14 protein-coding genes are annotated in these 20,618 nt (G+C 71.2%); 2 read left to right on the plus strand and 12 right to left on the minus strand.

Features of this window, described 5'->3' with window-relative positions; translation table 11 throughout:
• Positions 1–39: 39 nt before the first annotated feature.
• Positions 40–3,309: a TIM-barrel domain-containing protein gene (locus tag Ate02nite_RS47715; protein WP_203814641.1), complete on the minus strand. Its 3,270-nt coding sequence runs from the start codon at positions 3,307–3,309 to the stop codon at positions 40–42.
• A gap of 120 nt (positions 3,310–3,429) precedes the next feature.
• A complete protein-coding gene (locus Ate02nite_RS47720) occupies positions 3,430–4,917 on the minus strand; it encodes a cellulase family glycosylhydrolase (protein WP_203814642.1) in 1,488 nt (495 codons plus the stop codon).
• A gap of 117 nt (positions 4,918–5,034) precedes the next feature.
• On the opposite strand from Ate02nite_RS47720, the gene Ate02nite_RS47725 reads away from it, so the two are divergent.
• Positions 5,035–6,621 carry a M28 family peptidase gene (locus Ate02nite_RS47725; RefSeq protein ID WP_203814643.1) on the plus strand — a complete coding sequence of 529 codons (1,587 nt, stop codon included), beginning with the start codon at positions 5,035–5,037 and terminating at the stop codon, positions 6,619–6,621.
• A gap of 107 nt (positions 6,622–6,728) precedes the next feature.
• On the opposite strand, the gene Ate02nite_RS47730 is transcribed toward Ate02nite_RS47725, so the two are convergent.
• Positions 6,729–7,514 carry a DeoR/GlpR family DNA-binding transcription regulator gene (locus tag Ate02nite_RS47730; RefSeq protein ID WP_203814644.1) on the minus strand — a complete coding sequence of 262 codons (786 nt, stop codon included), beginning with the start codon at positions 7,512–7,514 and terminating at the stop codon, positions 6,729–6,731.
• A 60-nt stretch (positions 7,515–7,574) separates the two neighbouring features.
• Here Ate02nite_RS47730 and Ate02nite_RS47735 point away from each other — a divergent pair, with 60 nt between their 5' ends.
• Positions 7,575–8,237: an NUDIX domain-containing protein gene (locus Ate02nite_RS47735; protein WP_203814645.1), complete on the plus strand. Its 663-nt coding sequence runs from the start codon at positions 7,575–7,577 to the stop codon at positions 8,235–8,237.
• A 161-nt stretch (positions 8,238–8,398) separates the two neighbouring features.
• Here Ate02nite_RS47735 and Ate02nite_RS47740 read toward each other — a convergent pair whose 3' ends face one another.
• From Ate02nite_RS47740 to recN, 9 genes are all read right to left on the minus strand, one after another.
• Positions 8,399–8,980, minus strand: a complete 582-nt coding sequence (locus Ate02nite_RS47740) for an NUDIX domain-containing protein (RefSeq protein ID WP_203814646.1) — start codon at positions 8,978–8,980, stop codon at positions 8,399–8,401.
• Positions 8,977–10,665: a CTP synthase gene (gene pyrG, locus Ate02nite_RS47745; protein WP_203814647.1), complete on the minus strand. Its 1,689-nt coding sequence runs from the start codon at positions 10,663–10,665 to the stop codon at positions 8,977–8,979. The genes Ate02nite_RS47740 and pyrG overlap by 4 nt, the downstream gene beginning before the upstream one ends.
• 124 nt (positions 10,666–10,789) lie before the next feature.
• Positions 10,790–13,009, minus strand: coding sequence for a hypothetical protein (locus Ate02nite_RS47750; protein ID WP_239148237.1), 2,220 nt, complete (start codon positions 13,007–13,009; stop codon positions 10,790–10,792).
• Positions 13,006–14,115, minus strand: coding sequence for a glycosyltransferase family 4 protein (locus Ate02nite_RS47755; protein ID WP_203814648.1), 1,110 nt, complete (start codon positions 14,113–14,115; stop codon positions 13,006–13,008). Before Ate02nite_RS47755 ends, Ate02nite_RS47750 begins: the two co-directional genes overlap by 4 nt.
• Positions 14,112–15,716, minus strand: a complete 1,605-nt coding sequence (murJ, locus tag Ate02nite_RS47760; RefSeq protein WP_203814649.1) for a murein biosynthesis integral membrane protein MurJ — start codon at positions 15,714–15,716, stop codon at positions 14,112–14,114. Before murJ ends, Ate02nite_RS47755 begins: the two co-directional genes overlap by 4 nt.
• Positions 15,713–16,546, minus strand: a complete 834-nt coding sequence (locus tag Ate02nite_RS47765; protein ID WP_203814650.1) for a hypothetical protein — start codon at positions 16,544–16,546, stop codon at positions 15,713–15,715. The genes murJ and Ate02nite_RS47765 overlap by 4 nt, the downstream gene beginning before the upstream one ends.
• 25 nt (positions 16,547–16,571) lie before the next feature.
• Positions 16,572–17,507 carry a copper transporter gene (locus Ate02nite_RS47770; protein ID WP_203814651.1) on the minus strand — a complete coding sequence of 312 codons (936 nt, stop codon included), beginning with the start codon at positions 17,505–17,507 and terminating at the stop codon, positions 16,572–16,574.
• A gap of 18 nt (positions 17,508–17,525) precedes the next feature.
• Positions 17,526–18,704 carry a putative cytokinetic ring protein SteA gene (steA, locus tag Ate02nite_RS47775; RefSeq protein WP_203814652.1) on the minus strand — a complete coding sequence of 393 codons (1,179 nt, stop codon included), beginning with the start codon at positions 18,702–18,704 and terminating at the stop codon, positions 17,526–17,528.
• Between the two features lie 109 nt (positions 18,705–18,813).
• Complete coding sequence (recN, locus tag Ate02nite_RS47780; RefSeq protein WP_203814653.1) at positions 18,814–20,571, minus strand: DNA repair protein RecN; 1,758 nt, start codon at positions 20,569–20,571, stop codon at positions 18,814–18,816.
• Positions 20,572–20,618: the final 47 nt, after the last annotated feature.

Genomic DNA, 20,618 nt, shown 5'->3' on the forward strand with positions numbered 1-20,618 from the left:
GCCGTCCCGGTTTCGACATCTTGACCGAAGAGATCGACGTCAGGGCAGGGTGAAGGTGAAGGCGAACGGCTGACGGATCGGGACGCCGCCCGGGCCGGTGCTGCTGACCTGGCTCACGGTCACCCCGTAGGAACCGTTCGGCAGCGGCACAGACGGGGTCCAGACCAGCGTGCCGGGGTCGGTCTCGGTGACCGTGCCGGAGATGTCGCCGAACAGGCCGGTCACCGTGATCGCGCCGGTGAAGTCGGTGTCGGGGGCGGGCTGGACGTCACGCTGGAACTTCACCGTCACCGCGGTCGCGGTCGCGGTGGTGGACACCACGACCGGGTCACGCCAGTACTGGATGGCCAGGTGGTCGTCGGGGACACCCGTGCCCCACTGGGTGGACGTGTCGTCGACAAGCATGGTCTGGGTGATGCCGCCGTCGACCGTGACCGCCCGGTTGACCGTGCCGGTGATCGAACCCCAGTCCTCGACCGTCTCCCAGTTGCCGCGGGTGTACTTGTACTGGATGTCGGTGCCGTCGAGCACGGTGATCGTGGTTTCCCAGATGCCGCCGCCGCGGTTGGTCAGCGGCACCTTGCCCGGATCCCACGGCCCGAGCAGGTCGATGTTGCCGGGCAGGTAGAGGGTCGCGTCGGCCGGCGTGCCCGGCGGCGCGAGCACCCGGAAGGTCACCGCGACCGGCCGGATGGGCACGGTGAGTGCGGCCGGCACGGTGGTCGCGGTGCCGTCCGGATCGCGGTACGCGACGTGCGCGATCACGTTCGCGGTGCGCGGCGAGGCGCCGGTCGGGGTGACGTCGTAGTTCACCGTGAACGTCGCGCCGGGGGCGAGCGAGCTCTTGGTGGTGGCGGTGCGGGCGGTGAGCACCCACCCGGCCGGCGCGTCGACGCTCGCCCGCAGGTCGCGGATCGTGCCCGGCCCGGCGTTGCGGACGGTGGTGACAAGCGTGCTGGTGGCGCCGGACTGCAGGCCGTCGGGCGCGGTGAAGGTGACGTCGACGGCGGGCGGCTGCGCCACGGTCAGCGGCTTGCCGTCGTGCGTGACGGTCACCGCCCGGCCGCTCGCGGTAGCCGGCACCCGCACGGTGAGCAGGTGTTTCCCGGCGTCGTAGGTGAAGTCGGCGCGACGGCCGCCGGCGGTGACCGTGTGCGGCCGGCTCACGTCGGCGAACGCCACCGTGTAGTGCCGGGTGCCGGGGGCGCCCGGGTAGGTGCCGGCCACCGGCCCGACCGTCAGCGACGGGGTGCGGCCCTCGGTGTAGCGGGCCGGGATCTGCGCGAATTGCCCGGTGCGGTAGCCGAGGCTGTCGCCGGCGTCCTCGTAAACCTTGGTGCTGCCGGACGCATGCGGATAGACGGTCAGGGTGAGCTTGTCCTTGGCCTGGCCGGCCACGTTGGTGTCGCCGGCCCGCTGGGCGACGATGCCGCCGGCCCGCACGTAGACCGGCATGTGGTCGGGGGTGACACCGACCGTGCGGGTGGCCGGTCCGCGGAAGGTGGCGCCGGTGAAGAAGTCGGTCCAGGTGCCGGGCGGGAACCAGACCGAGGCGGTGGTGGCCAGGCCGGGCGTGGTGACCGGCGCGACCAGCAGCGAGTCGCCGAGCAGGTATTGGGTGTCGTGCTGGTAGGCCGCGTCGAGCTCGGGCCACTCCAGGTAGAGCGCCCGGGACATCGGCAGCCCGGTGTCGTAGCTCTGCCGGGCGGCCGTGTAAAGGTAGGGCACCAGCGACTCGCGCAGCCGCAGGAAGTCGGCGGCCGGGCCGGCCACCGCGTCGGAGTATTCCCAGGGCAGCCGGTCGCCGTGGTCGGAGTGCAGTCGCAGGATCGGCTGGAACGCGCCCAGTTGCACCCAGCGCAGGTAGAGGTCGTCGGGCAGATGCTTGCCGGCGAAGCTGCCGATGTCGTGGCTGACATAGGACATGCCGATGCTGCCCTCGGCCGGTGTCATGGCCGCGGCGAAGGCGAGGGTGGGCCAGTCCGGCCGGGTGTCGCCGGTGAAGTGCACGGTGCTGCGGTGCTCGGCCCACGGGCCGGAGCCGCCCGGAGTCGTGTACGCCGGGTAGGCCGCACCGATCCGGGCCAGCGAGAAGCCGCGCTGCCCGCGAGCGTCGCCGTCGCGCCGGTAGAGCTCGTTGACCCAGCTGTCCGGGGTGACGCCGGGCGTGCTGACCGTGCTGTCGTCGCAGCAGTAGTCGAGCCACCACTGCCGCACGCCCTGGTCCTCGAACGGCTGGTGCAGCTGCTCGTAGGCGGCGGCCTGGTCGGCGTCGCCCCAGTCGAACCGGAACGGGTTGGGCGCGAAGCTGCTGGTGGCCGGGGTCAGCTTGTTCTTCGCGGTGGCCTGCGCGGCCGCGAACTGCGGGTCGTCACCGCTGATCGCCGCGTGCACGTTGAGGGTGGTGGCGATGCCCTTGCTCTTCAACGACGCCACGAACGCGGCCGGGTCGGGGAACAGCGAAGGGTTCCAGTTCCAGCCGGCCCACTGGTTCGGCGACTTCCAGTCGGTGTCGATCACCAGCGAGTCGAGCGGCACCTTGTGCTGCTCAAAGGCGGGCAGCAGTTGGTCGCGGTAGTCGGCAGTGCTGTAGGCCTGGTACTTCGAGAACCAGTTGCCGAAGGCCCACTCGGGCGGCAGCAGCGACGGGCCGGTCAGCGTGCGCAGGTCGGCCAGCCCACGCTTGAAGTCGTGGCCGTAGCCGAACAGGTAACCGTCCTGGTAGGTGCCGCCGTGCGCGGGCCGCGGGGCAAGCCAGTCGTCGCCGGTGCGCACGGCCGTCGTGGTGTCGTCCAGCAAATACCACCCCGAGCGGTTCAGCATGCCGGGGTGCAGGGCGATCTGGTCGACCGGGCCGGCCTGACCCGAGTAGTAGTCGAGCCCCCGGTACCACCCGCCGAGCGCGTCGGACCGGGTCGGATTGCCGAACGCCGGGTGGACGGCGACCCGGCGGCCGGCGACGGTGAGGTCGAGGGTGGTGTTGGCCGCGGTGACCGGGCCGCTGTCGAGGCGGTAGTGCAGGGTGACCGCACTGGTCTCGACCCGCAGCTCACCACCGGCGGTGCTCGCCCGGAACCAGGTGCGCCCGGGCGATCGGTCGACCGCGTTGAACGTTGGCCGGTCTTCGAAGACGTCATCCACCGCGTACTCCAGGCGGAGCAGCGTCGGGCTCAGAACCTGGACCCGCAGATGGCCGGAACGGACGACCTGGCCTTGAATCTGCGGCGCAGGCGACGCGCCCAGCGCGGCGACAGGTGGCGCGAGAAGGCCGAGAAGCGCGGCCAGGAAAACAGCGACTCGTCTGAGCATGACAACCCCCGGTTGGTGACTTGCCCGTCACACAGTGACGCCTCCCCCTAGGGCAATGTCAATAGGATCGCTTCGATACGACCCGAACGCCCGGCCCGCGTACGGGCCGGGCGAAACCGGTCAATTCGAGACAGTAGCCAGGCGGTTCTTGAGGCCCTGGCCGTACGCCGTAGCGGTGCCGTTGTGATCGCTGATCAGCGACGGGCCACTCGAGCAGTCCCAGGTGTTCCAGGTCCAGCCCAGGTAGCCAATCCCACGAAGGTCAGCCCAGTCCATCAGGCCGTCGACGAAGCCGTGCGCGCAGTCGTTCTCACCGATCTCGGAGAGCGTGACCGGCACCTGCGCCGCCGTGGTGGCGATCTGGCTGTCCCAGCAGGACGTGTTCGAGCAGGTGTTGAAGTTGTAGATGTGCGCGAACGCCGACAGGTTGTTCAGCGGGTCGGTCGGCTTGTAGGCCAGCCACTGGCTCAGGTTGTTCGAGTAGGCCAGGCCGCCGATCATGATGACGTTGGTGGCCCCGGTCGCCCGGACCGTGTTGACGAGTGACTGGAAACCGGCCACCTGGTAGGTGATGCCGGTGCAGGTGCCGCCGTCGCGCCAGCACTTCCAGCCGGACGTCTCGTCACCGGTGGCCCGCTCCGGGTAGGGCTCGTTGAACAGGTCGAGGATGACCGCGTCGTTGCCCTTGAACGCGTTGGCCACCCCGGTCCAGAACGACGGGGCATATTGCGCGTCGGGCATCGGCTTCTGGCAGGTGGCCTTGACGTCGGAGCAGCCCGATGACGTGCCGGTGTAGAGGCCGTAACTCCAGTGCATCTCGACGATCGGCGTGATCCCGTTCTGGACGAGCAGGTTCACGTACGCCTTGACCTGGTTCTGATAGGCGGTTCCGCCGTAGGCGGCCGGCACCGAGGCGGTGCCCAGCCAGCATTCCTCGTTGAGCGGGACCCGCACGACGCGGATCTTCCAGGTGCGCATGGCGGTGATCGAGGCCTGATCCATCGGGCCGTCCCAGAAGCCGTTGCCCTGAATGCAGGCGAACTCCCCGCCGGACCGGTTGACGCCGTAGAGCTTCACGGTCTGCCCGGCCGCGTTGACCAGCTTGTTCCCAGAAACCTTGAGAACCGGCGCCGCCCCGGTGGGAGGCGGCGTGGTGGTCGGCGGGGCCGTAGTCGGGGTGGTCGTCGGCGGGGTCGTGGTAGTAGTCCCGCCAGTACACGCCACTCCATTGAGGGTGAACGCGGTCGGCACCGGATTACTGCCGGTCCACGACCCGATAAAGCCCACCGAAGTACTGCCGATGGATCCGTTCCAGGCCGCATTGGTCACGGTGACATGTGCCCCGGACTGGGCAAACGTGCCGCCCCACCCCTGCGTGACCTTCTGCGTCGTGGTCGGGAAATCAAAGCCGAGCGACCACGACGAAACCGCATCACCGAGATTCGTGATGGCGATATCGCCTTGAAAACCACCCTGCCAAGACCCGGTGACCTGGTAAACGACCGAACAACCGGTGGTAGCCGCCGACGCCGGGGATAACGTCAGGGCAAATGCCCCGGCCACGACCATGGAGCTGGCCGCGACCAGGGACAACGTGCGAAGTCTCATGGGGACGCCAATCGACGGGGGACGATTTGGGAGCGCTCCCACACTCCCCAACCGCGACATCGTTGTCAAGCCGCGAAAACTATGAGCGCAATGAGATGGTTACTTAGATAAAGCTCGATGCAAGGATCGACGGACCCCCGTCCCGTCCTAGCTACACGGAGGAACTTCGTGCGAGCACTCCCTTTTAGAGCTCTGCTGGCCGTGGCGGCGCTGACCGCCGGCTCGATCGCGGTGGCCACGTCCTCGGCCGGCGCCGCACAGATAGCCGCGGCCCCGGATATCTCGGTCACCGCCGTCAAGGCCCACCTGACCCAGCTGCAGAGCATCGCCACCGCCAACGGCGGCAACCGCGCCCACGGCCGCCCCGGCTACCTGGCCTCGGTGACCTATGTGAAGGGTCTGCTCGACGCGGCCGGTTACACCACGACCCAGCAGAGCTTCACCTACAACGGCGCCACCGGCTACAACCTGATCGCCGACTGGCCGGGCGGCAACACCAGCAACACCCTGATGATCGGCGCCCACCTGGACAGCGTGACCGCCGGTCCGGGCATCAACGACAACGGCTCCGGCTCGGCCGCCAACCTCGAGGTCGCCCTGGCCGTGGCCCGGGCCGGCTACCAGCCCACCCGGCACCTGCGGTTCGGCTGGTGGGGTGCCGAGGAGCTGGGCCTGCGCGGCTCGACCGCCTACGTCAACTCGCTGACCACCGCCCAGAAGTCCGCGATCACCGGTTACCTCAACTTCGACATGGTCGGCTCGCCCAACCCCGGTTACTTCCTCTACGACGGGGACAACTCCGACAACACCGGCTCGGGCCCCGGCCCTGCCGGTTCGGCGCTGATCGAGCAGACCCTGGCCGACTACTACGCGACGATCGGCGTACCGACTCGCGGCACCGACTTCGACGGCCGCAGCGACTACGGTCCGTTCATCGCGGCCGGCATCCCGGCCGGCGGCATCTTCACCGGCGCCGAGGGCCGCAAGACGGCCGCGCAGGTCACCCTCTGGGGCGGCACGGCAGCGGCGTTCGACCCGTGTTACCACGCCAGCTGCGACACCATCTCGAACATCAACGACACCGCGCTGGACCGCAACTCCGACGCGATCGCCTACGCGGTGTGGACACTCTCTGGCGGCGGAACGACGCCAACGACGCCGCCAACCGGCTCGACCGTTTTCTCGGACACCTTCGAGACCGCGACCGGCTGGACCGCGGGCACGTCCGACACCGCGACCTCGGGCCTGTTCGAGCGGGGCACGCCCGGCGCGACCACCTCGAGCGGCGTGACGACCCAGCTGGGCACGCCGGCCGGCGGTTCATATGAGCTGGTCACTGGCGCGACGGCCGGTGCGAGCGCGGGCGCCAACGACGTAGACGGCGGTCTGACCACCATCCTGTCCCCGTCGATCACGCTCCCGACCGGAACGCTGACGCTGAGCTTCGCCTGGTACCTCGCGTACCTCAACAACGCGACCACCGCCGACTACTTCCGCATCCGGGTCGTCTCCGGCACCACCTCGACGACGGTCTTCACCCAGGCCGCCGCGGCCAGCAACAAGGCCGCCGCCTGGACAACCTCCACGGTCAACCTCTCCGCCTACGCCGGCCAGACCGTCCGCCTCGAGATCGGCGCCGCCGACACCGGCACCGCCTCGCTGGTCGAGGCCGCGGTCGACAACATCACCATCACCAAGAGCTAAATTCCCGGGCCGACATTCCGCAGCTACTGGGGCGGCTGCGGAATGTCGGCCTTTTTATAAATACGGGCATCGAAAAGTCCCGCCTGCTCAGTCCCGCGAAGTGCGACTCACTCTCCGCGCGCCCCCGCCGGGCGGGCCCGCGGCAAGATCAAAGACACCCCCGCGTCCCGAAGATGACCCAGTTCAGCGTGGTCGGCGGGAAGGTCGGTAACGACCCCGGCCACCTCAGACAGCGGGAGCACCTCGAACGGCGACGCCGCCCCGATCTTCTCGGCGCTGGCCAGCACATAAGTCTCGGCCGCCCGCGAGGCCAGCACCCGTTTCATCGCGGCCTCGTCCGGATCACCGGTGGTCAGCCCCGCCCGATGATGAACCCCGGTCACCCCGAGCAGAAAAACGTCGGCCGTGATCCGGGACGCGGCCTCGGTGGTAGCCGCCCCACAGGTAACCGCCGAGTGCTTGAACAGCCGCCCACCCAGCACATAGACGTCGACGGTCGGATGCGAGACCAGCGCGGCGGCAACCGTAGGGCTGTGCGTAACGATCGTGGCAACCAGATCGGCAGGCAGCGCCGAGACCACGGCAAGCGCAGTGGTACCCCCGTCAAGGATGGCCGTGCCACCAACCGGGATCAGCCCCGCCGCCAGCGCCGCCACCCGCCGTTTACTGTCGGCCGCCACCGCCACCCGGGTCGCGTAGTCGGCCGCGGCCGCCGCAGCCGGCAGCGCCCCGCCGTAAACCCGCTGACACAACCCCGCGGCGGCGAGATCCCGCAGGTCACGGCGAATGTTGTCCTCAGCCACCCCGATCTCGGCGGCTATGTCCTTCGCCACCACTTTCCCGGTAGACCGCAGCCTGGCCAGCAGAAAGTCCCGCCGCTCAGCCGGCAGCATTACGCGTTTCCACTTGTTCTTGTCGACTGTTGCACGTTTGGCAGTGTACGGTCCGATCCCATGACCACACCAGGGATCGACGTGCCGGACGCACGAGGCCGCACCGCGCTGGACCAAAAGGGCCGCGACCTGACCGGCAACCCGGATGTAGTGATCCGCGACGTCGAGCTACTGGCGACCGCCTGGCACGTCCTGCGCCGCACCACCTACGACTACCGCCACCCGGCCGGCCACTGGTCGACCCAGCAGCGCGAGACCTACGACCGAGGCGACGGCGCAACCGTCCTGCTCTACGACCCGGAGCGTCGGACGGTGCTGCTGACCAGGCAGTTCCGCTACCCGGCCTACGTGAACGGCCACCCCGACGGCATGCTGGTAGAGGCCGCCGCCGGCCTGCTGGACGACGACGACCCGGCCAGCGCGATCCGCCGCGAGGCCGCCGAGGAGCTGGGCGTGACGATCGGCGACCTGGAGGAGGTCTTCCAGGTCTGGATGAGCCCCGGTTCGGTAACCGAGCGCCTGCACTTCTACGCGGCGCCCTACACCCCCGCCGACCGAACCAGCGCCGGCGGCGGGGTCGCGGCCGAGGGCGAGGACATCGAGCCGGTGGAGATCCCGTTCGACGAGGCCCTGAAGTGGATTACCGATGGCCGGATCGCCGACGCCAAAACCATCATGCTGCTCCAGTGGGCCGCCCTGAGCGGCCCACTGAGCAGCCGTTAGCACCACTAACGTTCGGGCCACCAACGTTCGGGCCACCAACGTTCGGGCCACCAACGTTCGTCGCCCTAACGTTCGGGCCGCCAACGTTAGGGCGACGAACGTTAGGGCGACGAACGTTAGGGCGACGAACGTTAGGGCGACGAACGTTAGGGGCGGAAACGTTAGACCGGGCGGAGTGTTGCCCAGCCCTCGTCGCGGGCTCGGGCGGTGGCCAGCACGCCACCGACCGCCGCGGCGTTGGTGATCTCGCCGCGGAAGACCATGGCGACCGCCTCGTCGAGGTCGAACCAGGCCGTCTCGATGTCGGCCTCCTCGTCGGTGCGGTTGTGCCGGTCCGCATCGGGCACCGGGGTCAGCTCGCGGGCCAGGAAGATCCGGATCGACTCGTCGGTGAAGCCCGGCGAGGTGTGCAGGTCGATGAGCAGGTCCCAGCGGCCGGCCCGCAGGTCGGCCTCCTCGGCCAGCTCCCGGGCCGCGCCCACGACCAGGTCCTCGCCGGCCACGTCGCGCAGCCCGGCGGGCAGTTCCCACAGCCGCCCGCCGACCGCGTGCCGGTACTGGCAGATCAGCGCGACCCGCCCCACGTCGTCGATCGCGACCACGCCGACCGCGCCCTTGGCCTGCACCACGTCCCTGGTAGCGGTGTTACCGCTGGACATGGTGACCTGGTCGGTGAAGACCGTGAAGATCGGCCCGGCATAGCGCGAGGAACGGGAGACCGTCTCGTGCACGAAGCCCGTCATACCGTCTCGACCTCGACCGGCAGCTCGTCCGCCGCCGCATATTCGACGGCGGCGCGAACCAGGCCGTCGAACAGCGGGTGCGGGCGGGTCGGCCGGCTCTTGAGCTCGGGGTGGGCCTGGGTGGCCACGAAATACGGATGCACCGAACGGTCGAGCTCGATGAACTCGACCAGGCGCCCGTCCGGGGAGGTGCCGGAGAAGACCAGGCCGGCCTGCGACAGCTTGTCCCGGTAGTCGTTGTTGACCTCGTACCGGTGCCGGTGCCGCTCGGAGATCTCGGTCTCGCCGCCGTACACGCCGGAGACGACCGACCCCTCGGCCAGCAGCGCCGGATAGGCACCGAGGCGCATGGTGCCGCCCAGGTCGCCCTTGCCGGCCACGATGTCCTGCTGGTCGGCCATCGTGGAGATCACCGGGTAGGCCGCGCGCTCGTCGAACTCCAGCGAGTTGGCCCCGGTCAGACCGGCCATGTTGCGGGCCGCGTCGATCGTCATGCACTGCAGGCCCAGGCACAGCCCGAGGATCGGGATCTGGTGCTCCCGCGCGTACTTCGAGGTGTTGACCTTGCCCTCGATGCCCCGGACACCGAACCCGCCGGGGATGACGATGCCGTCGACGCCCTTGAGGGCGACCGCCGCACCGGCCATCGTCTCGCAGTCGTCACTGGGCACCCAGCGCAGCTGGATCTTGACATTGTTGGCGAACCCGGCCGCCCGGATCGCCTCGCTGACCGACAGGTACGCATCGGGCAGATCCACATACTTCCCGACCAGCGCGATCGTGATGGTGCGCTTCGGGTGGTGCACCCGGTGCAGCAGATCGTCCCAGGTCGCCCAGTCAACATCCCGGAACGACAGACCAAGCCGGCGTACGACGTACGCGTCCAGGCCCTCGCGGTGCAGCACCTTGGGAATGTCGTAGATGCTCGGCGCGTCGGGGCAGGCGATGACGGCCTCGCGGTCGACGTCGCAGTACAGCGCGAGCTTGTGCTTGAGCTTCTCCGGGATCTCCCGGTCGCTGCGGCAGATCAGCGCGTCCGGCTGGATACCGATGTTGCGCAGCGCCGCCACCGAGTGCTGGGTCGGCTTGGTCTTCAGCTCGCCCGACGGCGCCAGGTAGGGCACCAGCGAGACGTGCAGGTAGAAGACGTGATCGCGGCCGACCTCGTGCCGCACCTGGCGGATCGCCTCGAGGAACGGCAGCGACTCCATGTCACCGACCGTGCCGCCGACCTCGGTGATCACGACGTCCGGCACCCGGCCGGACTCGTCCGGGTCGGCCATCGCGAAGATCCGGCTCTTGATCTCGTTGGTGATGTGCGGGATGACCTGCACGGTGTCGCCCAGGTATTCGCCGCGCCGCTCACGGGCGATGACCGCTGAGTAGACCTGACCGGTGGTGACGTTCGCCTTGCCGGACAGCGCGCGGTCGAGGAACCGCTCGTAGTGACCGACGTCGAGGTCGGTTTCCGCGCCGTCCTCCGTGACGAACACCTCACCGTGCTGGAAAGGGTTCATCGTGCCGGGATCGACGTTCAGGTAAGGGTCGAGCTTCTGCATGACGACCCGCAGTCCGCGCGCGGTCAGAAGATTGCCGAGGCTGGAGGCGGTGAGGCCCTTGCCCAGCGAGGAGGCGACGCCCCCGGTGACGAAGATGTGCCGCGTGTCGCGCACTGATGAGGCCAACGCCCGCTCCCGTGGGTTGTCTGTAGATCCGACATGCAGACCGGGGCTCAGCACCCCCCTCCACGGGAGTCCACCGTAACACCTGAGAACGCGGACGCACGTTGGGGCTGGTCGCAGCCGCGTGTCAATGCGCGGCTAAGTGATCTTCGTCGGATTTGCGTAATGCCGGGCCGCCGGGGCCATCGGTCTCTCCCTCGGGCCGGGTGCGGTCGGCCGCGTGCAATAGGACCCGCAGCGCGGTCAGCACGGCGACCGGCACCGCGAACGCGGCGGCCGCCCCGGCCACGGTCAGCGCCGAGCCACCCAGGACGCCGGCGATCGCGGTGGCCACGGTGGTGCCGGCCCCGGCCGCGCGGATCGCCGGGTGCAGCCCGAACAGCCGGTTGAGGCCACCCCACGGCGAGAACTGGCAGAAGGCCAGCATGACTATCCCGATCAGCGCCAGGATCGTCAGCGGGCTCTGCAGCAGGGTTTCCCCGTTGGCCGCGGCGGCCCGCTGCACGGCCGGGCCGCCGGTGCCGTCGGCCAGCTGGGTCAGGAACCGGCCGAGGCTGCCCTGTTCGAGTTCGGGCCGGCGCAGGTCCATCACCGCGAACCCGATGGTCACGCCGAGCCCGGCGAAGGCCGCCCAGGCGAATCGGGGGAAGGTGAGCCAGCCGCCGGTGCTGATCGCGGCGGCCACGCACACCCCGGCAGTGACCGCGATCGCGCCGACCGGGTCGGCCCCGAGGTAGGGGCTGCCGACCATGACCACGCCGACCCCGCCGAGCAGCACGAAGATCACCGGCCGCCAGGTCTTGGCCACCAGCTGGGCGAGGCAGCCGGCCAGCACCAGCAGGCCGGCCACGAAGACGCCGAGCCCGACCCCGCCGACCCCCGCGTACCGCGCGCCGGTGGTGGCCGAATAGCCGGCCACACCGTTGAGCTGCAACTGAGCGCCGGTGAGCAGGTCCATGCCGACCACCACGGCCCCGATCCCGGAGACCGCGGCCAGCGGCCACAGCGTGCGCCGGTAGCGCGGCGAGGCCCGGACCAGGGCCGTGCCGGCGATGATCAGCGCACCGGTGACCAGCCCGAACGCCCAGGCCGGGTGGCCGCCGCGCCACCACGGCGAGGCGTCGGCGAGCAGCGCGGCCGGGATGGCCAGGGCGGTGGCGGTCAGCGCGAGCTCGACCACGGTCACCACCCGGCCCGACGGCAGGGCCGGGCCCCTGGGCCTGCTGTGCCGGCGGGCGCGGACCATCACCGGCACGATCAGCGCGTACAGCAGAAGATCGAGAATGGCGACCACGGCGAAGAAGATCGCGGCGACGCCGCGCTGCGCGCTGGCCCGCCGGTCGGCGTCATGGGTTCCCTGCACGGCGTCGGCGACGTTGTCGGGTTTGCCGGGTACGACGGTCGCCGCCCGCCCGGCGAACAGCTTCTCCGGGGACGACTTGCCGAGCGCGGTGAGCACGGTCGGGGCCAGGTCGATCAGCTGCAGGTAACCGTCGCGGCCGGTGCCGGTCGAGGTGAGCCAGCCGCCGTTCCAGCCCTCGCCCTCGGCGATCGCCACGTGCAGCCGGGAGCCCTGATCAGTGTCCGAGACGCCGGCCACCAGCAGCAGCGACCGGGCCGGACGGGCCGCGACGACCCGGGCCAGCACCGCGTCGGCGGCGACCACGGCGGCCTTGCGGGTCGCGCCAGAACCGCTGATCGTGCCGAGGTCGACGAAGCTCAGCACACAGTCGGAGAGCAGGGTGGTGGGGTCCTCGGGCAGCTGGGCCGCATAACTGTCGACCCGGCCGAACGGGCGGGCGGCCGCGATGGCGGCACCGGGACCGACCGCGACGGTGCAGCGCACCGACTCAGCGAGCGAGCCGGGCACCGCGCCGTAAGGCAGCTTGTCCTGGTTGTCGCGGACGATGTTGCGCTGGTTGGTGATGTTGGCGCCGATCGCGTCCGGCTGGGTGAGCTCGGGCGCGGGGGCCTGGCAGGCGCTGCCGGACGCCCGCGGGGAGGCCGCGTAGTTGCCGGCGCCGAGGGTGAGCCAGCCGTCCGACGGGCAGGTGGCGCGCTGCGCCGAGCGCACCGACAGCCAGCCGATCGAGCCCTTGCTGGCCTCCTGCCACAGGGCCGGGGTGGTCTGCGGGTCGAGGTCGTCCCAGCGCAGCCCGGCCGCGCCGGCCACGATCACGTAGTCGACGGTCTGCTGCGGCGCCCCGGCGGCCGGGCGGATGGCCAGCCCGGCCAGGCTGGCCGCGGCGGCCAGCAGGACCAGGACGTACGGGACCCAGCTCGCGGTGCGGCGACCGGCAGGGAGGTCGAACGGCCGGACCCGGCGCAGGCGGTCGAATACCCTCACCCGTGCGCCGTCACTTCGGCGTACTCGGCGCGCACGTTCGCCACGGTGTCCGCCTCGGTCGGCCAGGTCGCGGCCTGCAGCAGGCCGCGCTCGCGGTAGTCGGCGCGCATCGCGGGGTCGGCCAGCATCTCCCGGACGGCGGTGTCGAGCGCCTCCAGGTCGCCCGGCGGGATCAGCACGGCCGCGTCGTCGACCAGGCCGGGCACGCCACCCACGGCGGTCGCGATCAGCGGCACGCCCGCGGTCAGCGCCTCCTGGGTGAACAGTTGCCGGGCCTCCCAGTCGCTGGTGACCACGGCCAGGTCGGCCCCGGCCAGCAGGTCGGGCACGTCCTTACGATGCCCGAGCAGGTAGAACGGCGCGTGCCGTTCGGACGAGCGCTGGGCCAGCGACATGTAACTGGGCCCGGAGCCGGCCACCACGACCACCGGGGCCGGGTCGAGGTCGCGCCACCGGGCGGCCGCGTCGACAAGCAGGTCGTACCGCTTCTGCGGGTGCAGCCGGCCGACCGTGAGGATCAGCGGGGTGTCGGCCTTGAGCCGGAACTCGGCCCGCACCGCGGCCCGGCTGCGCTTGGCCGGCTTCAGGGTGGGCGCGGCGACCGCGCCGAGGCGCACGTTGCGGGCGCCGACCGCGCGGGCCCGGTCGACCAGGTCGTCGGAGGCGCCGAGGGTGAGCGTGGCGTTGCGGGCGACGATCCGCTCGACCAGCGCCGACGCCTGCCCGCGCAGGCCCTTGGCGAGGACCGCGTTGTGCCAGGTGACGATGAGCGGCACGCCCGGCCGGGCCAGGCCGGCGACGAACCCGGCGCGCAGCCCGTGCGCGTGCACCACGTCGATCGGCCGGCTGGCCAGGGCCGCCTTGAGCTGGCGGACCGCGCCGGCGTCCTGGGCACCCGGGTTGGCCGGGATCTCGACCGGCACGAAGGTGGCCCCGCCGGCGGTGAAGCCGAACAGCTCGTCGGTGGCCGCCGGCCCGCAGACCAGCACCTCGCAGCCGGCCGCGCGCAGGCCCCGGGCCAGGGACGCGACGTGCTGCCCGATCCCACCGGTGCTGGAGGCCAGCACCAGCGCCACCGAGCCGCGCCAGCCGTCGTCCTCGCTCACGAACTCCCCCTCCGTGCGCCTGCGCGCTTGAGCCTGCGGACCAGCGGCGCGAGGTCGCGCCCGGCGAGCGGGTAGGCCACCGCGCCGAAGACCAGGAGCACCGCGATGCCGCCGCACAGGCCTTGCACCAGAGCGAAATGTCCGGAAAATCCGACCACCGCGCGCCCGGCGAGAGCGGCGACTCCGGCGGCTACGATACCGACGACGACGACGCGGCCCAGCCCCGCCAGGGCTTCCGGCCCCGCGTGCCGGCGAACGGCGAGGACCAGCAGCACCCCGAGCACGGTCATGCCGACCGCACTGGCCAGCCCGAGCCCAACGACATCGGGCAGGCCACTCCCGCCGGCGGAGTCATCGCCGCGGAGACCTCCGGAGACCGCCAGGAGCAGCGCCACCACCGCGGCGACCAGCCAGCCCACCGCCGTGGAGACGGCCGCGGCGACGGTGGCGCCGCGCGCGTAGAGGGCCCGGGACAGCAGCGCGAACAGCGCGTATCCGAACAGCCCCGGCGCGAAGGCAACGATGCCGTTCTGCGCCGGGACCGCGTCGATCAGCCGCGCGATCGGGCCGGCCAGGGCCACCAGGGCGGCCGCGCCGAGGCCGGCGAGCAGGGTCACGGTGCGCGCGGTCGCCGACAGCGACGACCGGTAGGTCTCCTCGTCGCCCCGGGCGGCGGCCGCCGACAGAGTCGGATAGACCGCCGTGGCCAGCGGCACCGCGAGCACCGCCCAGGGCAGCAGGAACACCGTCTGGGCGGCGTTGTAGGCGGTCAGCGCGCCACTCACGGCCAGCGCGATCACCACGATCGTCATGATCTGCTGGGAGCCGACGGTGACCGCGCCGGCCCAGCCGAGCCGCACCGCCTGCCGGCCCTCCTCGCCCGGGAAGCGCAGCGTGGGCCGCAGCCGCAGGTGCAGCTTCCGCAGCGGGACCAGCAGGCACAGGGCCAGGACGACGACACCCAGGGAGGTGCCCACCGACAGGGTCAATTCACCGGTACGGGTGAGGCCGCCGAAGTCGCTCTTGGCACCGTCCACGACCGCGTAGGCGAGGTAGGCGCCCATCACGGTGACGCTGGACAGCAGCGGCGCGATCACCGGCCAGGCGAACCGGTGGTGGGCCTGCAGGACGCCGGTGAGCACGATCCCGATCCCGTACAGCGGCAGTTGCGGCGCGAAGACCCGCAGCATGCTCGCGGCGGTCTCCTGATGGTCGGCGGGCACCCCGGGCAGCAAGCCGGCGATCGGCCCGGCCAGCAGCGCGACCAGCACCGCGAGCGGCACCATCAGCACCAGGACCCAGGTGAGCAGCGCCGAGGTGACCCGGCCGACCCGCTCGGTGTCGCCGGCCACCACGTGCCCGGCCAGCAGCGGCACCACCAGGCTGGCCAGCGCGCCGCCGGCGACCAGCTCGAAGACGATGTTCGGGATGGTGTTGGCGGCGTTGTAGATGTTGGCGAGGTCGTCGATGCCGACGGTGTGCAGGAAGACGAAGGTCCGGGCGAACCCGGCGATCCGGGCGACGACCGTCAGGACCGTGATCAGCGCCGCGGCGCCGGCCAGTTTCGTCGCGCCCTGCCGCCCGGGGAGGGAAGTCGTCACGCCGACCGGCGGCCGAGCTCGTCGACCCGGCGCAGCCACGGAGTGTCGTTGATGACCTTGGTGAAGCTGACCTTCTCGCTGGCAGCCGTCAGCGCGGCCAGCCCGGCGAGGGCGACGAACCGTCCGGCCGTACCCGTGCGGGCGGTCAAAGCCACGCCCAGCAGCGCGCCGAGCGCGTTGGCGCCCGCGTCGCCCAGCATGATCTCCTCGCCGAGGTCGTCCGGCAGCAGCGCGGCCGAGGCACCCAAGGCGCCGGCCGCCACTCCCCCGCCCTTGCCGAGCGCGAGCGGCGCGCCGACCGCGACGCCGGCCTTGATCGCCCGGCCCGGCCGCAGGTCGAGCAGGTTGACGACGTTGGCCATCCCGGCGATCACCCCGGCGCCGAGCAGCACGTCGGTGCTGCGGCCGAACAAGCTCGTCCGGCGGCTGCCGATCAGGGCGGAGGCGGCCAGCCCGGCCGCGCCCACTCCGGCGATCTTGAGGAGGCCGCTGGTGACCTGGCCCTCGCGCAGCGCGCCGAGGTGCCCGGCGAAGCCCTTGAACGCCTTCTGCTCGGGCCGGCCGCCGACGATGTCGTCGTAGAGCCCGACCGCGCCGGAGACGACTCCCGCGGTCACCACGGCGGCCGACACCCGGGCCGACGAGGCGCCGAGGGCCGCACCGGCGGTGGCGCCGAGGGCGAGGGCGGGGCCGCCAGCCAGGCTGACCGTGCGGCCGTGGAAGTTCGTGCGGTCCAGCGCCGCCGACTTGGGGTCGCGGCGGATCCAGGCGAGCGCGCCGCGGGCGACGGATGCACCGACGCCGAACGACCGGAGGACTCCAGTGGCCATGACTGGGAAGCTTAGTGACCCTGCGCTACGAGGCGGCCTTCGGTACCAGGGAGGAGGCGCCGGCGTTCAGGCCGTACTGGCCGACCTTGCCCTGCACCATCCGCTCGGTGGTGACCATCGCGGTCGCCACCTGGCCCTGCACGGTGCTCGCGTTGTCCACCGTGGAGATCTCCTTGACCAGCGTCGGGTCGCCCCGCACGGCCGAGATCACGTTGCCGTCGCCGACCCCGAGACCGGCCACGACCAGCGGCTTGGCCTTGCTGAACTGGGTGGCCATGGTCAGCTCGTTGGCGTTCTTCTTGGTCGCGTCCTTGTCGGTGTACGGCTCGCCGGAGACGATCACGGCACCTTCGGCGCCGCCCAGAGCGCCCTTTTCGACCGAGATATAACTGCCCTTGGTGTACGCCGTGAGCAGGGCCGTCACGTCGTTGACGCTTGGCTGCTGGGTGCCGGTGTGCTGCAGCAGTGCCGCGGCGAGCTGCGCGCTGACCGTCTCGACCCCGTCGCTGTTGAGCGGCGGGTTCTCCATCTGGATGCTCGGCTGCGACGACTGGCCGGCCAGGTCGAGCAGCTCGATGTTCATGCTCGGGTCGAAGAACTTGTCCTGCACGGTGACCTTGGCGGTAACCGTGGCCCCGGCCACGTTCAGCATCGAGATGACCGCGTCGGCGAACTCGCTCGTGCCGGGCAGCGCGATCACCGCGATCTTGCGGGTGGCGAGCTTGTCGGCCAGGTAGAACGGCGCGATCTCGGTGGCGAACTCCTGGCTCCGGTTGATCTCTTCGCGGTTCTGGTTGATCTGGTCGCGCTTGCTGCTGAGGTCCTTGTTCAGCGCGGTGATCTGGTTCTTCAGGTTGTCGGCCACCGGTCCGTTGAGCGCGGCGGTGCCCACGACCAGCCCGATAGCCAGGGCGAGGAAGACCGCGGTGAGCGACACCACGTGGTACCGGAAGTTGATCACGACAAAGCCTCGAAGCTTCTAGAAGAGGTGGCCGAGCTGGAAAACCAGATTGTCCCACCACTCGGAAACCACGGTGAGGTACGCCTTGCCGACCGTGGACACGGCCACGGCCGAGGCCATCGCGGCGATCGCGGAGAGCACCAGGAGCAGCAGCGCCGACCCGGAGATGTTCTGCCGGTAGAGCCGGCTCACCCCCTTGGCGTCGACCAGCTTGCCGCCGACCTTGAGCCGGGTGAGGAACGTGGAGGCCATGCCACCGCGGCCCTTGTCGAGGAACTCGACCAGGTTGGCGTGCGTGCCGACGGCGACGATCAGGGTGGCGCCCTTCTCGTCGGCGAGCAGCATCGCCAGGTCTTCGCTGGTGGCGGCGGCCGGGAAGGTCAGCGCGGCCACGTCGAGCTGGTGCACCCGCTCGAGGCCGGGCGCGCGCCCGTCGGGGTAGGCGTGCACGACCACCTCGGCGCCGCAGCGCAGCACGTCGTCGGTGACCGAGTCCATGTCCCCGATGATCATGTCGGGGGTGTAGCCGTTCTCGACCAGCGCGTCGGCGCCGCCGTCGACGCCGATCAGCACCGGTTTGTACTCGTGGATGTACGGCCGCAGGACGTCCAGGTCGTCCTTGTAGTCGTAACCGCGCACCACGATCAGCACGTGCCGTCCGGCGATCTTGGTCTGCACGTCGGGCACGCCGACGCCGTCCAGCAGCAGATCGCGTTCCTGCTTGAGGTAGTCCATGGTGTTCGCCGCGAACGCCTCGAGCTGCACCGACAGGCCCTCGCGGGCGTCGGCCATGGAGGCCGCCACGGTGTCGGAGTCCTGCCGGACCCCGGACGCGACCGGCTCGCCGGCCAGCAGCACGGTGTCGCCCTCGACGGTGACCAGGTCACCCTCGTGCAGCCGCTCGAAGACCTCCTCGCCGAGGTCGTCGACGAGCAGGACGCCGTTCTTGATCAGCACCTCGGGGCCGAGATTGGGATAACGGCCCGAGATCGACGGCTTGGCGTTGAGCACGACGGCCACCCCGGCCGCGACGAGCGCGTCGGCGGCGACCCGGTCGATGTCGACGTGATCGATCACGGCGATGTCGCCCGGTCGCAGTCGGCCGGTGAGCCGCTTGGTGCGGCGGTCTAGTCGGGCGGTGCCGGTGATCGCCTCAGGATCGAGGCTGCGGGCACGCCGTAGGGTGGGAAGTCGCATCCCGGCCATCCTGACATGCCGCGTCACCCGCCTCGCGAACGACATGCGCGATCTCACCCACAATTGGGGCAAACCGCCCCGCTAGTCCCCCCGCTGACATCAGTCCGAGTCAGCCTCTCTTTTCCCGACCGGCCACCGCAAGCAGCTCCTCGGCGTGCGCGATGCCCAGATCGGAATCGGGCAGGCCGGCCAGCATCCGGGACAGCTCGCGAGCGCGCTCGGTCTCCTCGACGATACGCACCCCGCTGGTGGTGATCGCGCCGCTGGTGTCCTTGGCGACCACCAGGTGCCGGTCGGCGAACGCGGCCACCTGGGGCAGGTGGGTGACGACGAGAACCTGGTGGGTGCGGGCCAGCCGGGCGAGCCGCTTGCCGATCTCGACCGCCGCGGTGCCGCCGACACCCGAGTCGACCTCGTCGAAGACCAGCGTCTCGGGGCCACCGGCGCCGGCGAAGACGACCTCGATGGCCAGCATGACCCGGGACAGCTCGCCGCCGGACGCGCCCTTCTGCAGCGGCAGCGACGGCGCACCCGGATGGGCCAGCAGTCGCAGCTCCACCTCGTCGGCGCCGTCCGGCCCGACCGGCAGCTCGGCGCCGTCGTGGGTGACGGTCGGCTCGTCCCGGCCCGCGGCCCGGGGCGGCACGGCCACCTCGACGCGGGCGTGCGGCATGGCCAGGCCGGCCAGCTCGACACTGACCGCCTCGGAGAACCGGACGGCCGCCTCGACCCGGGCCGCGGTCAGCCGGGCGGCCTGCTCGCCGACCTGCGCGGCCAGCCGCTGCCGCTCCTTGTCGAGCTCCTCGAGCAGCTCGTCGGAGGTGTCCAGGGCGGCCAGCTTGGTGCGGGCCTCCTCGGCCCAGGCGATGACGCCGTCGACGTCGTCGGCGTATTTGCGGGTGAGGCCGCGCAGCTCGGCCCGCCGCTCGTAGATCTGCTCGAGGCGGGCCGGGTCGGCGTCGAGCGACATCAGGTAGGCGGACAGCTCGGCGGACACGTCGCCGATCAGGCTCGCCGCCTCTTCCAGCCGGGCGGCCAGGTCGGCCAGCGACGGGTCGACCGACGCCTGCGCCTCCAGGGTGCGCCGGGCGGTGCCGAGCAGCTGGGTGGCGTCGGGGATGTCGTCGGTGGCCTCGGCCCCGGCCGCGAGGGCCTGGGCGGCGGTGGCGGCGGCGATGCGCAGGCCCTCGGCGTGCTCGAGCCGCTGCACCTCGGCGCGCAGCTCGTCTTCCTCGCCCGGCTGCGGGTCGACCCGGGTGATCTCGTCGAGGCCGAGCTTGAGCAGGTCGGCCTCCTGCGAGCGGGCCCGCGCGTTGCGCCGGCGGTCGGCCAGGTCGTCGACCACGGCCCGCCAGCGGGCGAACGACTCGCGGTAGGTGTCGAGAAGCTTCTCGTGCTCGGGGCCGGCGAACCGGTCGAGCGAGGCGCGCTGCTCGGCCGGGCGCAGCAGGCGCAGCTGGTCGGACTGGCCGTGCACGGCCAGCACCTGGTCGCCCACCTCGGACAGCATCGCGACCGGCATGCTGCGGCCGCCGACGTGCGCACGCGACCGGCCCTCGATGGTGACGGTGCGGCTCAGCAGCACCGAGCCGTCGTCGTCGATCTCGGCGCCGGCCTCGACGATGCGCTGCTGGATGGCGTCGGCCAGCGGGCCGCCCAGCCGCAGCCGGCCCTCGACGACGGCCCGGCCGGGGTCGGCACGCACCCGCCCGGCATCGGCCCGGCCACCGAACAGCAGGCCGAGCCCGGTCACCACCATGGTCTTTCCCGCGCCGGTCTCGCCGGTGATGACGTTCATGCCCGACGTCAGTTTCAGCGTCGTGTCGTCGATGACGCCGAGACCGGTGATCCGCAACTCCTCAAGCACACGGCAGACAGTAGTGGTGCCCACCGACAATTGCCCAGCGCGGTCCC

The sequence above is a fragment of the Paractinoplanes tereljensis genome, from assembly GCF_016862435.1.
GTDB classification, from domain to species: domain Bacteria; phylum Actinomycetota; class Actinomycetes; order Mycobacteriales; family Micromonosporaceae; genus Actinoplanes; species Actinoplanes tereljensis.

Excerpts from the sequence above, each read along its gene's own strand:
- Ate02nite_RS47740 (WP_203814646.1), bottom strand. The coding sequence starts at position 8,980 with ATGACGGGCTTCGTGCACGAGACGGTCTCCCGTTCCTCGCGCTATGCC.
- Ate02nite_RS47725 (WP_203814643.1), top strand. The coding sequence starts at position 5,035 with ATGCAAGGATCGACGGACCCCCGTCCCGTCCTAGCTACACGGAGGAAC.
- Ate02nite_RS47730 (WP_203814644.1), bottom strand. The coding sequence starts at position 7,514 with ATGCTGCCGGCTGAGCGGCGGGACTTTCTGCTGGCCAGGCTGCGGTCT.
- Ate02nite_RS47735 (WP_203814645.1), top strand. The coding sequence starts at position 7,575 with ATGACCACACCAGGGATCGACGTGCCGGACGCACGAGGCCGCACCGCG.
- steA (WP_203814652.1), bottom strand. The coding sequence starts at position 18,704 with ATGCGACTTCCCACCCTACGGCGTGCCCGCAGCCTCGATCCTGAGGCG.
- Ate02nite_RS47715 (WP_203814641.1), bottom strand. The coding sequence starts at position 3,309 with ATGCTCAGACGAGTCGCTGTTTTCCTGGCCGCGCTTCTCGGCCTTCTC.
- Ate02nite_RS47765 (WP_203814650.1), bottom strand. The coding sequence starts at position 16,546 with ATGGCCACTGGAGTCCTCCGGTCGTTCGGCGTCGGTGCATCCGTCGCC.
- Ate02nite_RS47720 (WP_203814642.1), bottom strand. The coding sequence starts at position 4,917 with ATGAGACTTCGCACGTTGTCCCTGGTCGCGGCCAGCTCCATGGTCGTG.